This window comes from Jeotgalibacillus sp. JSM ZJ347 (assembly GCF_044383825.1).
Lineage (GTDB): Bacteria > Bacillota > Bacilli > Bacillales > Jeotgalibacillaceae > Jeotgalibacillus.
In genome coordinates this window covers 69,453-85,239 of the sequence record NZ_JBISEN010000001.1, presented here as the reverse complement: position 1 = coordinate 85,239, position 15,787 = coordinate 69,453, and the positions used below count along the sequence as shown (strand labels likewise).

Annotated in this window: 10 protein-coding genes and 1 other annotated feature; of the genes, 5 read left to right on the top strand and 5 right to left on the bottom strand. The window is 42.7% G+C overall.

The genetic code is table 11. The annotated features are described in order from the left end of the window. Positions 1-112: 112 nt before the first annotated feature. Positions 113-592 carry a GAF domain-containing protein gene (locus tag ACH6CZ_RS00405; protein ID WP_374095471.1) on the top strand — a complete coding sequence of 160 codons (480 nt, stop codon included), beginning with the start codon at positions 113-115 and terminating at the stop codon, positions 590-592. Between the two features lie 59 nt (positions 593-651). On the opposite strand, the gene megL is transcribed toward ACH6CZ_RS00405, so the two are convergent. Then, a complete protein-coding gene (gene megL, locus ACH6CZ_RS00400) occupies positions 652-1,869 on the bottom strand; it encodes a methionine gamma-lyase (RefSeq protein ID WP_374095470.1) in 1,218 nt (405 codons plus the stop codon). 111 nt (positions 1,870-1,980) lie between these two features. Then, on the bottom strand, positions 1,981-3,822 hold the full coding sequence (locus ACH6CZ_RS00395; RefSeq protein ID WP_374095468.1) for a sensor domain-containing diguanylate cyclase: 1,842 nt from the start codon (positions 3,820-3,822) through the stop codon (positions 1,981-1,983). Between the two features lie 539 nt (positions 3,823-4,361). Here ACH6CZ_RS00395 and rpsD point away from each other — a divergent pair. Together rpsD and ACH6CZ_RS00385 are read left to right on the top strand one after the other, a co-directional pair. After that, positions 4,362-4,964: a 30S ribosomal protein S4 gene (rpsD, locus tag ACH6CZ_RS00390; RefSeq protein WP_041122919.1), complete on the top strand. Its 603-nt coding sequence runs from the start codon at positions 4,362-4,364 to the stop codon at positions 4,962-4,964. 324 nt (positions 4,965-5,288) lie between these two features. Then, complete coding sequence (locus ACH6CZ_RS00385; protein ID WP_374095466.1) at positions 5,289-6,452, top strand: DUF4317 domain-containing protein; 1,164 nt, start codon at positions 5,289-5,291, stop codon at positions 6,450-6,452. Between the two features lie 316 nt (positions 6,453-6,768). Here the strand turns inward: ACH6CZ_RS00385 and ACH6CZ_RS00380 are convergent, their stop codons facing one another. Both ACH6CZ_RS00380 and tyrS read right to left on the bottom strand, forming a co-directional pair. Further along, on the bottom strand, positions 6,769-8,289 hold the full coding sequence (locus ACH6CZ_RS00380; protein WP_374095464.1) for an FAD-dependent oxidoreductase: 1,521 nt from the start codon (positions 8,287-8,289) through the stop codon (positions 6,769-6,771). Between the two features lie 210 nt (positions 8,290-8,499). Next, positions 8,500-9,765, bottom strand: a complete 1,266-nt coding sequence (tyrS, locus tag ACH6CZ_RS00375; protein ID WP_374095460.1) for a tyrosine--tRNA ligase — start codon at positions 9,763-9,765, stop codon at positions 8,500-8,502. Between the two features lie 66 nt (positions 9,766-9,831). Then, positions 9,832-10,045, bottom strand: a binding site (T-box leader). Positions 10,046-10,183: 138 nt separating this feature from the next. On the opposite strand from tyrS, the gene ACH6CZ_RS00370 reads away from it, so the two are divergent. Beyond that, on the top strand, positions 10,184-13,147 hold the full coding sequence (locus ACH6CZ_RS00370) for a transglycosylase domain-containing protein (protein ID WP_374095458.1): 2,964 nt from the start codon (positions 10,184-10,186) through the stop codon (positions 13,145-13,147). A gap of 84 nt (positions 13,148-13,231) precedes the next feature. Here ACH6CZ_RS00370 and acsA read toward each other — a convergent pair whose 3' ends face one another. Continuing rightward, positions 13,232-14,950 carry an acetate--CoA ligase gene (gene acsA / locus ACH6CZ_RS00365; RefSeq protein WP_374095456.1) on the bottom strand — a complete coding sequence of 573 codons (1,719 nt, stop codon included), beginning with the start codon at positions 14,948-14,950 and terminating at the stop codon, positions 13,232-13,234. A 196-nt stretch (positions 14,951-15,146) separates the two neighbouring features. Here acsA and ACH6CZ_RS00360 point away from each other — a divergent pair, with 196 nt between their 5' ends. Further along, on the top strand, positions 15,147-15,779 hold the full coding sequence (locus ACH6CZ_RS00360) for a GNAT family N-acetyltransferase (protein ID WP_374095454.1): 633 nt from the start codon (positions 15,147-15,149) through the stop codon (positions 15,777-15,779). The last annotated feature ends 8 nt before the right edge of the window (positions 15,780-15,787 follow it).

Genomic DNA, 15,787 nt, shown 5'->3' with positions numbered 1-15,787 from the left:
TTTATTATTCTACTCTTTCATTTCGGGGTGCTTAGGCATCCTTCCTTTAAAAAGCGTTCTTCAAATTATGCACGTTAAAGGATAAAATCAAATCAATTAAGCGGGTGATATGATGTTTAATGTCGAAACGTATAAAGGCAGTAAGGAAAAACAATATAATATGCTGCACAAACAACTCCGTGCACTACTTGAAGGTGAACCGAACCAGATCGCTAATCTAAGTAATGCTTCAGCATTACTGAATCAATTTCTTGATACAACCAACTGGGTAGGATTTTATCTGATAGAAAATGGCGAACTTGTTCTTGGACCATTCCAGGGGCTTCCGGCATGTGTCAGAATCCCACTTGGAAAAGGCGTATGTGGAACTGCTGCAGGAGAAAACAAAACCCTGCGTGTAGAAGACGTACATGCATTCCCGGGTCACATCGCATGCGACGCAGCTTCACAATCAGAAATCGTGGTGCCCCTTGTCAAAAACGGCGAAGTCATCGGCGTACTTGATATCGACAGCCCGATCAAAAACCGCTTTGATGAAGAAGATCAAAAAGGACTTGAAACATTTGCTGAGATTTTGAGTGAGTATATTTAATTGAACCTTTTAGAGAAACGATGAAGGAGCCTGAGACAATGTCTCAGGCTCCTTACTGATTAACTTTCCTGTTTCACTGCTGCACTTTCTTCAATTTTAGAAAATGCCTGATCGAGATCCTCTTTAATATCCTCCCAGGATTCCAGTCCAACAGACAATCTGAGTAAAGTATCACTGATCCCCATTTCCTCTCTGGTTTCTTGAGGTACAACTGAATGGGTCATCGTTGCAGGATGCTGGATCAGCGTTTCAGCATCTCCCAGGCTCACAGCAATTTTAATCAGTTTTAATTCATCCATAAATGCCTGAGCCATTTCCTTTGTTCCATTAATGTCGAATGAAATCAGTCCGCCCCATCTGTTCATCTGCTTCGCAGCGATTGTGTGAGATGGATGATCTTTATCTCCTGGGAAATAAATATTTCTGACAAATGGGTGCTGCTTCAGGTAATGGGCAATCTTTTCTGCATTATCACAGTGACGGTCAAGCCTGACAGCAAGCGTCTTCAATCCGCGCAGCAATAACCACGCGTCAAACGGAGACATAATGCCACCAATATCTTTTTGTGTCGTCATCCTGATTTCAGCAATTGCTTCAGCTGAATTTGCAACTAATAGGCCACCGATGACATCACCATGTCCGCCGATATACTTTGTTGCACTGTGCAGCACAAAATCCGCTCCGGTTTTTAGCGGGTTTTGCAGATATGGAGAACTGAATGTGTTATCAACTACAACAGGAATCCCTTTTTCATTTGCCACACGGCACACCAGTTCCAGATCAATGATTTCCATTGTAGGATTGATTGGTGTTTCGACGTATATACACGCTGTACCTGGTAAAATTGATTGTCTGACTGCTTCCTCTGAAGATAAATCTGCGAATTCATGTGTAATTGAAAATTTTTCCTGCATCATTTCAAGCAAACCAAATGTGCAGCCGTAGACCCCTTTTGAACAGACAACATGATCTCCGGACTTTAGCAGGTGGAACAGCACCGCTGAAACTGCAGCCATACCAGATCCGAATGCTAAAGCAGCTTCTCCTCCTTCAATTGTTGTCATACGGTCTTCAAGTACTTTAACTGTTGGATTTCCAAGTCTTGAGTAAATATATCCCTCTTCATCACCCGCAAAACGTCTTTCCCCTTCAGCAGCATGATTGAACGTATAAGTTGACGTTTGAAAGAGTGGTGGTGTAAGTGAACCTTCATATTTTTTTGAATCATAACCACTATGAATGACCTCAGTTTCAAATCTTTTTCTCTCTTTTGACATCGCAAGCTCCCCTTATTTTGTAATCGCTTTCATTACCTATTTTACGCGATTCTGTCAATATTTCAATGGGTTGATCAAATTTAAAAAGGACTGCATACCGGCAGCCCCTCTTTATGAATGCATGATTTTATCTGCGTCCCCTTTTAAGCAGACGACCTTGTTTTTCCCACTATTCTTCGCCTGGTAAAGTGCGACATCTGCTCTTCTTACAAGGTTAATCATCAGGTCAGGCTTTTTCCGGTTCCAGTTTGATACCCCACATGAAATGGTTACTTTCGGATCCGTCACTTCCTCTACAGACTTTCTCAGTTTTTCTGTCAATTCCACTCCGTCATGCAGCGACATATTGCTGAAGTAAAGAGCTAATTCTTCGCCACCCCACCTGGCACTGACGCTACCTTCCATTTTAAAGGACTGCAGGTGTTTTGCGAGCTGGATAATAACCCGGTCACCTATTTGATGACCATACGTGTCATTGATATTTTTGAAATTATCAATATCAATTAATACAAAAACACCACGTTCATCTTTTTCCATTGATCTTTCTACAAATTGATCAAGATAATGTCTCGCATATAGCTTTGTCATATGATCCCGGTTGATCATTTCCTGCATTTCCACACGGAGCATGGCATTGACCAGTGAAAGTGCAGAATGATGAACAATCGATTTGAAGAGCTTGTACTTTTCAAATGTAAATGCATACGAATCACGATGCAGCACGATACAAAAACCTTTTAGTTGATGATGATGAATCATTGGCACAGCAATTAATGAACGGTAACCGGCATCAAGATTATAATCCGATATATAGACCCCGTCTGATCCTTCAAGCAGCTGCTTTTTGACATTTTCTATATATCTACGCCCCTGGTTGGTGTTAAAAAAAGGTGAACTGCCCTCTACCGTCCTCCATTCATCCCCATCTACCCAAATAAAACCTGTCTTATCAGGCTGTAGTGCTTTTTTAATCTGCACGGCCAGGTAGTTCATCATTTCAATCATGTCCAGATTTGCATTTAACTTATGGGAAAGGTCATTGATCAGCTTCAGGTCATCAATCAGCTGGTTGGACTGCTCGTACAGCTTTGCATTTTCAAGTGCATGACCGGCCGTTGTTGACAGGACTTTAATAAATTCGATTTCATGCTTTTTCAGGGATTTATTTTTCGCACCCTCGGTTTTTAACAGTCCGTATACGCCCTGTTTCCCTTTCATGGGTGAATACATAATAGAATGATTCCCCTGCTCTTCAATTGTTATTTCAGAAGATACGAATGCATGAAGGAGCGCTTCATTTTCTGATTGGTAATCCAAATATTCAATCGGCAGTCCTTTTTCAACACCCTGTTCATCTGAGAGAAGAAGCGTAAAGGTGTATTGTGAGAAAGTATTTTTTAGTGAGTGAATGATTTTCGCAAGCACTTGAGATACATTCATATGGGAATTAAATGCTTTTGTTACTTCAAACAGTTCATGATATCGTTTCCGCTCAGTTGCAGTGAGCAGCATTCTTCTGACATTTTGATAGAGGACAGATGTATCACATGCTAAAACCATTAACAACACAGGGTCTTTTGCCCAGTCCGCTTCAGGTAATGGTCTGATCGCGATAAAACCCATCAATTCATCTTTTTCATAACAGGGAATTAACACATCACCCCGCTTGAGCACCGCTTCATGTTGTTCGAGTACGTAATAAGGTTTCTGGTCAATTGCCTTTATAATGCCATGACCAAATGGTTCATGATATTCAAAAGGCTCCCGGTATTCAAACAGCCATTCACCCTTTTTATATAAATAGAAGATTTCTTCCACTTGAAAATCTTCCTTCAAAAGGGCTGAGAGCTTACTGTACCATAGTCTGATTGAGCTTTCTCCTGACATAGATTGGGTGAGGATATCAAACACACCAGCTTTAAATCGGTCCATAAACGGTTTTAGCGCATCCATTTTTTCACCTTCATCTCTTATGTATTAGCTCTGTTAAAGTTGGCTGTTGATTTCCGCTCCAGCTATTTAAAATCAAAAAACCTTTAACAAAGTAAGTGTTTAAATATAACTCGATCATTATATATTTTTCAGATATTTACAAATATTAATTATAGCATAACGGCTTTTATTTACTACACTTTCAGGCACCTTTTCATAACAGACTTTTCTGCATAAAACGCCTAATTATTCTGCGCCACCGGAAAGCCTTATTGCTCTGATCATTTATGCAAAGATTGTCTTAAAAACAGAAGTTGATCAAATAGATTATTTCAATGGGGTGTTGACAGACCGCTATATAAATTGTATGATGTTCTTTGTGTAAAATAATGCAGCCTTTTGTGAACACATGAATTGCTCATTTTGTTCCTATTTGTAAATAGGTGCATCGTGTAACCCCTGCTGCAGGGCGATGGTGCAAGATAACAAAATGGGGATTGATGGTTTATCACATGGTTTTTATTTTACAACAAAATAAAAACACAAGGAGGAGTCAAATTATGGCTCGTTATACAGGTCCATCTTGGAAACTGTCTCGTCGTCTTGGTGTTTCACTAAGCGGCACAGGTAAAGAATTAGAAAAGCGTCCTTACGCTCCAGGTCCACACGGTCCTACTCAGCGTAAAAAACTATCAGAATATGGTCTTCAGCTTCAGGAGAAGCAGAAGCTTCGTCACACTTACGGAGTAACTGAGCGTCAGTTCCGTAACCTATTCGACAAAGCAGGCAAACTACCTGGACGTCACGGTGATAACTTCATGATTCTTCTTGAAACTCGCCTTGACAACCTTGTATACCGTCTTGGTCTTGCTCGTACTCGTCGTCAGGCGCGTCAGCTTGTAAACCACGGTCACATTCTTGTTGATGGTTCACGCGTTGACATCCCGTCATACAGCGTAAAGCCAGGACAATCAATCAGCCTTCGTGAAAAATCACAGAAGCTGAACATCGTTCAGGAAGCAATTGAGCTTAACAGCTTCACTCCTGAGTATGTTTCTTTCGATGCTGACAAGCTTGAAGGTACATTCACACGCTTCCCAGAGCGTAACGAGCTAGCTGCTGATATCAACGAAGCGCTAATCGTAGAATTCTACTCTCGTTAATTCCGAACGACTGGAATTAACAAAAATGAAGCCCCTGAAATGTGTAACAGCATTTCAGGGGCTTTTGTTATACTATCGCTTTTTAGGGTCCATTAATCGTTTTTTCACAGCTGGTGATTCTCGCTGCAGGGGGCGACTCCTGCGGCAGGAAGGGACAGGTGAGACAAAGCATGGCGAAGCCTGCTGGCTCACCGCCCGACCGCGGAAAGCGTCCCTCTGGAGCGGAAATCACCAGCCCACTTTGATAAAGTCATGTTCATATATACAACGGCTGCTTATGGTATTATGATGTAGCGTGAAATATCACCCTTAGGAGTGAACAAAATGGATAAGAAAGATGTAGCAAATATTCGTAAACAGTTAAAATTGGATAATGACCTTCTCAGAATCTCAGATATATTCAATGTTTATATTATGAAAGAATCAACAGATATTTATCATTATCAGAGACAGCCTTTTGAAATGCTCGACAGTGATCAGCAGGAATTGTTTATGAACAATTTTAAAAAGGTCCTGACCGGCCAGATAAATGAAAAACTGTTTGAACTGAAATTCAAACGCGATGCTGAAAACAGCAGTCAGCTGATTTTACATAAAGGATTGCTTGGCGAAGGTGAAGACTGGCAGGAACAGATGCTTCAAATGACGGAGAAAATAATTCAGAACCCTTTTGAAAAGGATATCGTGATTACATTTATCCGCGGTGAATATATGAAGCCGACAAAAAAAAGAAGTGAAGAATCAGAGGAAAGCAGCCGTGATACTGTTTACTCCCACCCGTTTACACTTTGTACGATTAATAAAACCGAAGAGCCGAAAAAAGAAATCCAATTCGATTACATTGAAAAAGAATTTAAATATAAGGTTGAAGTTGATCCGGTTATTGACCTGAAAAATCCAATGACGGGTTTTCTATTCCCATGCATTACAAATCATGCTTCTGATGTGAATCATGTCTTATATGCAGCACCAAAAGCGAATGAACCTGATTTTTATTTCATCGAGGAAGTGCTGAATGGCGAAGAGATCATGACTGCCCAGGAAGATAAGGCAGTATTTGAAGAAGTGATTAAAAGTGTAGTGGGCGACCGCCTCTCTCCTTCCACTCTCGCAAAAGTATACAGTGAAATTAATACAACAATTGAAGAGAATGAAGAAGATGAACCGCCAAAGCTGGACTACAAAGACGTTGAACGCGTGCTGACGAACAGTGGCGAAAAAGTTGAAGAGGATAAAATAAAAGAAGCCTTTCAGCTGATCACGGATAATGAAGGGTATGAATTAAAAGCCGGCAGCATTGTGCCGAAGTACAAAACGAAGTCGATTAAGATCCAGACGATGATCGCAAATATTTCAATTAGCCCGCAGGACCTTCAATATGTGCGGCAGGTCAATTATAAAGGAAAGAGATGTATCATGATTGAAATTGAGGAAGATGCAGAGGTTGACGGGTTTAAAATGCTGCCCGAAGCGTTTGGTGAAGATTAATCTAAAAAGCAAATAAGGTTGATAATCGTTTCGCTGCGCTTCAGGCGGACACTTTCCCCAGGAACGGCGCTGAGCCTGCAGGGTCTCAGCTTCCAACTTATCGTCCCGGAGTCTGCGCCTTATAGTCCGCTACACTAAATTTACATTTCTTACTACTGTAATATAATGAAACAACACTAAGCTGACTTGTGGAGTGGGGACGGAGACTCCCGCCCCAGGAAGGGACGGGTCCGCAAGGCGAAGCCTGAGGAGGCTCACCGCCCGGGGGCAGTAAAGCGCAGTCCCCACAGAACAGGTCAGCGATTATTATAGCTTTTTATTTCTTCTTCAAAGGCGTCACTGCAGGACCTTCCAGGACAGCGCCATCAAATGAAAATCTTGATCCGTGACATGGACAGTCCCACGAGCGTTCATCCTGGTTCCACGCACATTCACACCCCATATGGGTGCATGTAATATCCACCTTGTGGAGCTTGCCTTCCTCGTCACGATAGGCACCGGTTTTGCCGCTGTTATCTTTAATGATGCCACCTTCCCCTCTCAGGATATTTTCCTCCGTTTTGTCTGGACTTTTCAGCTTCCCTTTTACAAGTTCTGCTCCTACATTGGCATTCTCACTGACAAATGTACCGATAGATGAGGAAACATCATGACTAGACGGATTAAACAATTCCTGAAAACGATTATGTTTATGGGTAATTAAGTCTTTAATGATATGTGCAGCTGCAGTTCCGCCTGACATGCCCCACTTCCTGAAACCGGTCGCAATATAAATGTGATCGTGGTGACCTGTTACGAGGCCTGCATAGGGAATGCCGCTGACTGTATATAAATCTTGAGAAGACCATCTATATTTAAAGTCCGTTACACCGAATTTAGCTTTAGCAAATGATTCAAGTCGCTGGTATCTGCTGCCTTCAATATCATTTTGACCTGTCTTATGACCCTCCCCACCGATGATTAACAGCTTCTTGCCATTCTTATATGGTGTTGTCCTAATTGATTTCGTTGGGTTTTCAGCACTGATATACATCCCTTCAGCAAACGATTCATTAACGACCGCAGCTGATGTATAAGAACGTTCTGGCTTAAGTCTTGAGAAATACAGCCCTTTAAAATCCACGAAAGGAAAATGAGTGGCTGCAATCAGTTTTTTTGCTTTGATCGTATACCCGTCTTCAGTCTTTGCTTCTACACCATCACTGTGTTCATCAGCTTCAAGCAGCTTTGTTTTTTCATAAACTTTACCGCCAAGCTTTAGGAATTCACTTAAAATTGCTTTTAAATATTTAACGGGATGAAATTGAAACTGATTCGACATTTTTAGAACTGCTGCTGCCCCGATGTCATAAGGCATTTCATCGGTGAATTCCCCGTCAATTCCCAGCGCCTGATAAGCTTTCCACTCCCTTTCAAGCTGTTCAGGCTGATCAATGGTATAGACCCCTGCCTCCTGAATACTAAAATCGCAGTCAATCTCATGTTCACTGATCTGCTGTTTCATCCAGTTCATTGCTTCTGCATTTGCGTCGTAATAAAGTTTTGCTTTTTCTTTACCATGTTGCGAAAGAAACTGATCATATACCATACCGTGCTGCGCTGTTACTTTTGCTGTGGTGTAACCGGTTGTTCCCTGACAGATCCGGTTTGCATCGGCAATGGTTACTTTAAACCCTTCTTTTGCCAACAACAGACCGGCTGTGATCCCTGCAATCCCAGCACCTGCGATCAGAATGTCTGTCTCGTGATTGTCAGTCAGTTTTTCAGCATCCGGCACGCCATCTTCAAGCCAGTATGATTGATTGATAATATATTGGTCGATAAATGATTCTCCCATTTGAAACCCTCCTTTGCTCAATAGTACTAACATTTCCTATCAATGGTTTTTTCAAACAAATTACACTATAAAAATGCTGACCCTCGCGGAGGACTGAGCTTTTCTGCCACCGGGCGGGAGTCTCCGTCCTCCGCGAGAATCAGCTGAGGTACTTTTACAATTGAATAGAAAAAAAGCACCCGATCTAAATCGGATGCTCATAAAAAAGTCTTATTTTGCGTACTGAATCATAAAGTATTTTTTCTTACCGCGGCGGAGGATGGTGAATTCGTTGTCGAGTCTGACTGATGCGTTCAGGTCAAAGTCAAGATCCTGGACTCTTTCGCCATTAATGTAGACTGCACCATTTGTTACGTCTTCACGCGCCTGGCGCTTTGAAGATGAGATTTTTGCATCAACAAGCACTTCAACCAGGTTAATAGATTGCCCTTCTTCAACTTGATGAGTCGGCACATCTTTGAATCCTTCACGGATCTCTGAGCTGCTGAGTGATTTCAGGTCACCGCTGAATAGTGCTGCAGTAATTCTTTTAGCCTGATCAAGCGCTTCTTCACCGTGAATCATTTTTGTCATTTCCTCAGCAAGTGCTTTTTGAGCGGCGCGCAGGTGAGGCTCTTCTTCCACTGCTTTTTCAAGTCCCTCAATTATTTCTTTATCAAGGAATGTAAAGAACTTGAGGTATTTAACTACATCAGCATCTGTTGTATTGATCCAGAACTGATAGAACTCATAAGGTGATGTTTTTTCAGCATCAAGCCATACAGCACCACCTTCTGTTTTACCAAACTTGGTGCCATCTGCTTTTGTAACGAGTGGAATGGTCATACCGAACGCTTTTGCATCTTCATCATTCATTTTACGGATTAATTCCAGTCCCGTTGTAATGTTCCCCCACTGGTCACTGCCGCCAATCTGCAGCTTACAGTTGAACGCTTTGTATAAATGATTAAAATCCATTGCCTGCAGGATTGTGTAAGTGAATTCAGTGTATGAGATTCCCGTTTCCAGGCGAGATGAAATCGTATCTTTTGCAAGCATGTAGTTAACACCGATATGTTTCCCGTAATCACGGAGGAATGTAATCATGTCAATTTGACCGATCCAATCCATATTGTTTACCATAATGGCTTTATTGTCACCTTCAGCTCTATACAGTTTCTCAAGCTGCTTTTTAATGGCTTCAACATTGTACTCTACCTGTTCACGCGTCTGAAGCTGACGTTCTTCCTTCTTACCGCTTGGATCTCCAATCTGGCCAGTCGCTCCCCCGACAAGTACAACCGGGCGATGTCCATGCTCCTGAAATCTCTTCATTGTTAAGAATGGCAGAAGGTGTCCGATATGCAGACTGTCAGCTGTCGGGTCAGCCCCGCAGTAAAGTGAAACTGATTCTTTTTCAAGCAGCTCCTTCATTCCTTCTTCATCTGTCTGCTGATAAATGATGCCGCGCCACTGTAAATCCTGTAATAAATCCATTGCTTTTCCTCCTCCAGTCAATACGTACAAATAAAAAACACGCATAAAAAAATCCCTTGCAACTCATGCAGGGACGCTTTTATACGTGGTACCACCCAGCTTAAGAAGAGATTGACCTCTTCCTCACTTCATTGATGTAACGGATCACTCCGGTTTCCCATCTAAGGGATGACTGCTCCAAGAATGTAATTCGATCGCCTGCCGTAGCGGTTTGCAGCAACCACCGCTTCTCTTCGTGTTACGTTCAGGGTCTCTACTTCGTTCTTTTCAAAGCATTTAAATATTTAATTTAATAAAGATAGTTTTAGCACAATTAAATTTCATCTGTCAAGCACGTCTCGTAATCTCATTAATTTTACATTTCAATCGTATAAAATATGTTATAATTTTTAGGATGCTGCAAGGAGGATGATCTATATTGTCAGACCAAAATAAATCATTTCGTGAGCGGATCGCCGGTTGGAGCCAGGCTACAAACCGGATCGGATTGCCGCGGAAACTGCACACGTCGTACCAGGTATTTTGGAATTTATTATTACTGCTTATTATTTTTATTGTAATAGGTGCTGCTTTTGCAGGGGGTGTCGGTGCAGGGTATTTTGCTTCTCTCGTAAAAGATGAAGAAGTACAGTCACAGGAGTCACTGGCACAAAACATTTATAACTATACTGAGACGTCTGATTTGTATTTTGCAAATGACGTTTATCTCGGAAAGATCAGAACAGATCTGGAGCGGGATGAAGTTGCACTTGAAGATGTTTCACCTATGTTGATTGACGCAGTCATTGCTACAGAAGATGAGTACTTTATGGAGCATGATGGCGTAGTACCAAAAGCAATTATGCGTGCGATTTTCCAGGAAGTAACGAACGCTGCGAATCAGACCGGGGGAAGTACGCTGACCCAGCAGCTGATTAAAAATCAGGTATTAACAAACGAAGTATCATTCGATCGTAAAGCAAAAGAAATTCTTTTAGCACTGAGAGTTGAAAGATTTTTTGAGAAAGATGAAATTCTAGAAGCTTACCTGAACGTTGCTGACATGGGACGTAATGCTTCAGGCAGAAATATTGCCGGTGTTCAGACAGCGGCAATGGGGTTATTTGGCGTAAATGCAAGTGAATTAACTCTCCCACAGGCTGCGTTTATTGCCGGGCTTCCACAGGCGCCATTTGGCTATACACCATTCACATATAATGGTGAGCTGAAAGAGGATGCAGGTCTTCAGCCTGGACGTGAGCGTAAGAATGAAGTCCTTTCAAGAATGCTGCGGGACGGTGCCATTACGCAGGAGCAGCATGATGAAGCTGTTGCATATGACTTAACTCAGGACTTTGTAGCACCATCATCTGGTGCGCTTGAGCGCTATCCTTACGTAACGGAGGAACTAGAGCGCCGTGCAGAAGAAATCCTGACATATGTATTAGCTGAAAAAGATGGCTATTCACGTGAACAGGTGGATGCAAGCAAGACACTGTCAGAAAAATATTCACTTTTAGCTGCAAGAGATATGCGTCAGAGCGGTTATCAGATACACTCAACGATTGATAAAGAAGTCTATGATGCAATGGAAGAAGTCAAAGCCAATTACAGCCGCTTCGATGTGGAACGAGAAGGAGAAGAATGGGACGCAGAACAAGGTCAGTTTGTCCCTGTGATGGAGCAGGAACAGGTAGGAACGGTACTGATGGATAACGCTACCGGTAGAATTATCAGTTTTACAGGTGGACGTGATCACGAGAGAATGAGTCTGAATCATGCGACACAATCATTCAGATCAAGTGGTTCTACGATAAAACCGCTCGCAGTATATGCACCGGCTGTTCAATATGGACTGATTGGCGCAGGGACACCGCTTGCTGACGTAAAGTTCAATTATAACGGCTGGCAGCCATTGAACTATGTTCAAAATCGTGAATATGGTTTGATTCCAGCCAGAACTGCACTTGCAGCTTCTCATAACCTCTCAGCTGCAAGATTGTATGGCAAAATGCTTCAGTCAGGCTATACGCCTGGAGAATTTATTGAAGTCATTGATCCACAGGAAATAGAAGATGTGGAATACAGCTACCCTGCCTTTTCACTTGGCGGGATGCAAAAAGGAATCAGCGTTGAGGAGAACGTATCTGCTTATGCTGCAATCGCGAATTACGGACAATACAATGAACCTTATATGATTGAAAAAATCGTTGATCGTGATGGCAATATCGTCTTTGAACATGAATTAGCACCAAAGGAAATGTTCACTCCGGCTGCTTCTTATGTCACGATTGATATGATGAGAGATACACTGACGTCTATTGGTTCAGGACGGACAGCACCAGGATTTTTGAATTTCTCAACTGACTGGGCAGGTAAATCCGGTACATCTCAAGATACAAGGGATAACTGGTTTATCGCTTCAAACCCTGAAATTACTTTTGGCTTGTGGTTAGGATATGATACGCCAAAAACTTTGAGAAATCAGAGTTCTGTCAGAGCAATCAACCTCTGGGCGAATATGATGAACCGGGTAAATGAAATCAGAACGGAAATGATTGATCCGGAATACAGCTTCCAGCAGCCTGAAGGTGTGGTAAGCCGATCATTCTGTACATTTACTGGACTTCCAGCCGGGCAGGCTTGTGCAGCTGCAGGACTGGTTACATCTGATCTATTTACTACGGCATGGAGCCCTTCTGGTGAAGAAGCCGGACTTGAAACGTCAAGATATGTAACGAGAAACGGTCAGCGCTATATCGCACTCGACTCAACACCAGCTGAATTCTCATCGACCGGTGCGATTTTAAGTCCGGACTTTGCTGAAGACATGTTATTCCCTTATGGAGGAGATGCTTCAAAGCTATTCCCTGAGAATAACAGCTTCTTTGATAACATGCTGGTAGCCGATAATACACTGAATGACGATGGCTCAAATCCTGGACCTGTAACAGCCAGTGCTTCAGGCAACACAGTCAGCTGGACAAATTCAGGCAGTGGAGATGTGATTGGCTATCGCATATACTCCGGTGCAGGTGTTGCTGCCATCAGTCAATTTGATGATAATAATTCTGCTACACTTCCTGCAGGCACCTATCAGGTAGTCGCAGTTGATGTGGCCGGAAAAGAGTCTGCAAGATCCAATGAAGTTCGAATTGGTGCTGCACCTCCTCCGGAACCATCTGAACCGGAAGAACCTGCTGAAAATGGTAATGGAAATACCGGAAACGCAGGAAATGGCGGTGGAAGCACTCCGCCACCTGAAGAAGAACCTCCGGCTGAAGAAGAGCCTCCTGCTGAGGAAGAACCTCCGGCTGAAGAGGAACCACCTGCCGAGGAAGAGCCTCCGGCTGAAGAAGAACCTCCGGCTGAGGAAGAACCAGGCGAAGGTGATGAAGGATAAATAGTTAACCGGGATTGCGAATGCAATCCCGGTTTTTCTATGCAAAAAAATCCGCCCTGCAAGGCAGGACGGATCGTAACGCTATTAATCTTCCATTGTTGACAGGTCACCTGTCGGCAGATCAAGCTCCCATGCTTTTAGTACGCGTCGCATAATCTTACCGCTTCGTGTTTTCGGCAGTTTGTCTTTAAATTCAATTTCTCTCGGCGCAGCATGCGCTGAAAGGCCTTTCTTTACGTGCTGCCTGATTTCTTCTTTCAGCTCATCACTTGATTCGTATCCTTCACGGAGTGCAATAAACGCTTTAATAATCTCGCCGCGGACAGGATCCGGCTTACCGATCACACCGGCTTCAGCGATGGCTGGATGTTCAACCAGCTTGCTTTCCACTTCAAATGGGCCGACACGTTCTCCTGATGTCATAATGACATCATCAATTCTTCCCTGGAACCAGAAGTATCCGTCTTCATCCTGATAAGCGGAATCGCCTGATACATACCAGCCACCCGGCATAAAATAAGATTCATATTTCTCTTTATTATTCCAGATCGTATGCATCATGGAAGGCCAGCCTTTTTTAAGCGCCAGGTTCCCCATTCTGTTTGGAGGAAGTTCATTCCCCTGATCATCTACAATCGCTGCTTCAACACCAGGAACGGGTTTCCCCATTGAACCTGGGCGGATTTCCATTGCAGGATAGTTACAGATCATCTGTCCGCCTGTTTCAGTCATCCACCATGTATCATGGATGCGGTGGTTAAATACCTTCATGCCCCATCTGATGACTTCGGGGTTAAGAGGCTCACCAACACTGAGTACGTGACGTAGGTTTGAGAGATTATATTTCTTCACAAGGTCATCTCCAGCCCCCATCAGCATACGGAAAGCAGTTGGCGCACTGTACCATACTGTTACTTCATAATCTTCGAGTGTCTGATACCATGCTTCAGGACTGAAACGGCCTCCGACAATGACAGAAGTTGTTCCTGTCAGCCATGGTCCGAAAATGCCGTATGATGTACCTGTTACCCAGCCCGGATCAGCTGTACACCAGTAGATATCATTGTCCTTTAGGTCAAGTACCCATTTAGCAGTCTGATAATGCTGCAGCATGGCACGCTGAACATGCAGGACACCTTTTGGTTTACCTGTTGACCCTGACGTGTAGTGAAGAATCAATCCGTCATCCTGCGCTAACCATTCAATATCAAATGAACGATCTGCATCTTTGAAATGTTTCATAAAGTCGATATGATGCTTATCTTCCTGAACATCTTCTCCGACCACTAACACGTGTTTCAGGTTCGGCAATTCATCTACTGGGATTCTTTCAAGAAGCTCAGGTGTCGTGATAATCGATTTAGCATCACTGTCTTCAAGACGGTCTCTTACTGCACCTTCCATAAATGCCTCAAAAAGCGGTCCGACAATTGCACCAACTTTTAAAGCACCTAAAAGAGCAAAATATAATTCAGGAGATCTTGGCATAAAAATAAAGACCCTGTCTCCTTTTTCAATGTCAGCCTGACTCTTCAGGACATTGGCTGCTTTATTCGTCATTTCTTTCATTTCTCTGAATGTATATTTCTCATTACGGTTTGCATCGCGGTAGTATAATGCGATTTTGTTCTTTTTATCCCCTTCAGCATGACGGTCGATTGCTTCATACGCCATATTGATCTTGCCAGTATGATGCCATGAAAATTCCTTTTCTACCTCACTCCAGTCAAATGATTCAACTGCAGATTCATAGTTTTGAAGATTGTAGTCTCCTTTAACTGCTGGTAGCGCTTCCAATTTCATATTATCTTCCCCCTATGTACAAGTTCTTTTACAGTATAGTATACTTCCAATATTATCTCAATTTTTTTAATATTCCCTCATAAAATCACTTCTTTTGTTATTTCATTTCAGCTAATTCTCTTCTGCTTTTTCTTGAAAGCGCTTTTATAATTAGGGTATGCTGTATAGGACTACGATGAAATGTAGGTGACTGTAAATGGACCATCCAAAACTCTATAATGCGAAAGAACTGAAAACAGCTAAAGGCACAATTATGATTGAAGGTCCTGTATCAAAAGATCAGCTTGCATCAATGGAATTTCATGAGGATCTGGTGGCTTTCCGTGTACCAGAGCAGCAGCACAAAGCCCTGATCGAAATCGCCGGTCTTCCTGAAGGAAGAATTATTATTGCAAGAGAGCACAATACAATTGTCGGTTACGTAACGTACCTGTATCCTGACCCGCTTGAGCGATGGTCTCAGGGTAAAATGGATAACCTCATTGAGCTCGGGGCAATTGAAGTCATTCCAAAATACCGCGGTGCTTCTGTCGGAAAAAATCTTCTCAGAGTATCTATGATGGATGATGCGATGGAAGATTATATTGTGATTACAACTGAGTATTACTGGCACTGGGACTTAAAGGGAACCGGGCTGAACGTGTGGGACTATAGAAAAGTAATGGAAAAAATGATGAACGCAGGCGGACTCGAGTACTACGCAACTGATGATCCTGAAATCAGCTCACACCCTGCTAACTGTCTAATGGCCAGAATCGGTAAACGGATTGATCCCGAATCGATTCAGAAATTTGATCAGCTCAGATTTATGAATCGATTTATGTATTAGGAGGAATG

Excerpts from the sequence above, each read along its gene's own strand:
- rpsD (WP_041122919.1), top strand. The coding sequence starts at position 4,362 with ATGGCTCGTTATACAGGTCCATCTTGGAAACTGTCTCGTCGTCTTGGT.
- megL (WP_374095470.1), bottom strand. The coding sequence starts at position 1,869 with ATGTCAAAAGAGAGAAAAAGATTTGAAACTGAGGTCATTCATAGTGGT.
- tyrS (WP_374095460.1), bottom strand. The coding sequence starts at position 9,765 with ATGGATTTATTACAGGATTTACAGTGGCGCGGCATCATTTATCAGCAG.
- ACH6CZ_RS00385 (WP_374095466.1), top strand. The coding sequence starts at position 5,289 with ATGGATAAGAAAGATGTAGCAAATATTCGTAAACAGTTAAAATTGGAT.
- acsA (WP_374095456.1), bottom strand. The coding sequence starts at position 14,950 with ATGAAATTGGAAGCGCTACCAGCAGTTAAAGGAGACTACAATCTTCAA.
- ACH6CZ_RS00395 (WP_374095468.1), bottom strand. The coding sequence starts at position 3,822 with ATGGATGCGCTAAAACCGTTTATGGACCGATTTAAAGCTGGTGTGTTT.
- ACH6CZ_RS00405 (WP_374095471.1), top strand. The coding sequence starts at position 113 with ATGTTTAATGTCGAAACGTATAAAGGCAGTAAGGAAAAACAATATAAT.
- ACH6CZ_RS00380 (WP_374095464.1), bottom strand. The coding sequence starts at position 8,289 with ATGGGAGAATCATTTATCGACCAATATATTATCAATCAATCATACTGG.
- ACH6CZ_RS00360 (WP_374095454.1), top strand. The coding sequence starts at position 15,147 with ATGGACCATCCAAAACTCTATAATGCGAAAGAACTGAAAACAGCTAAA.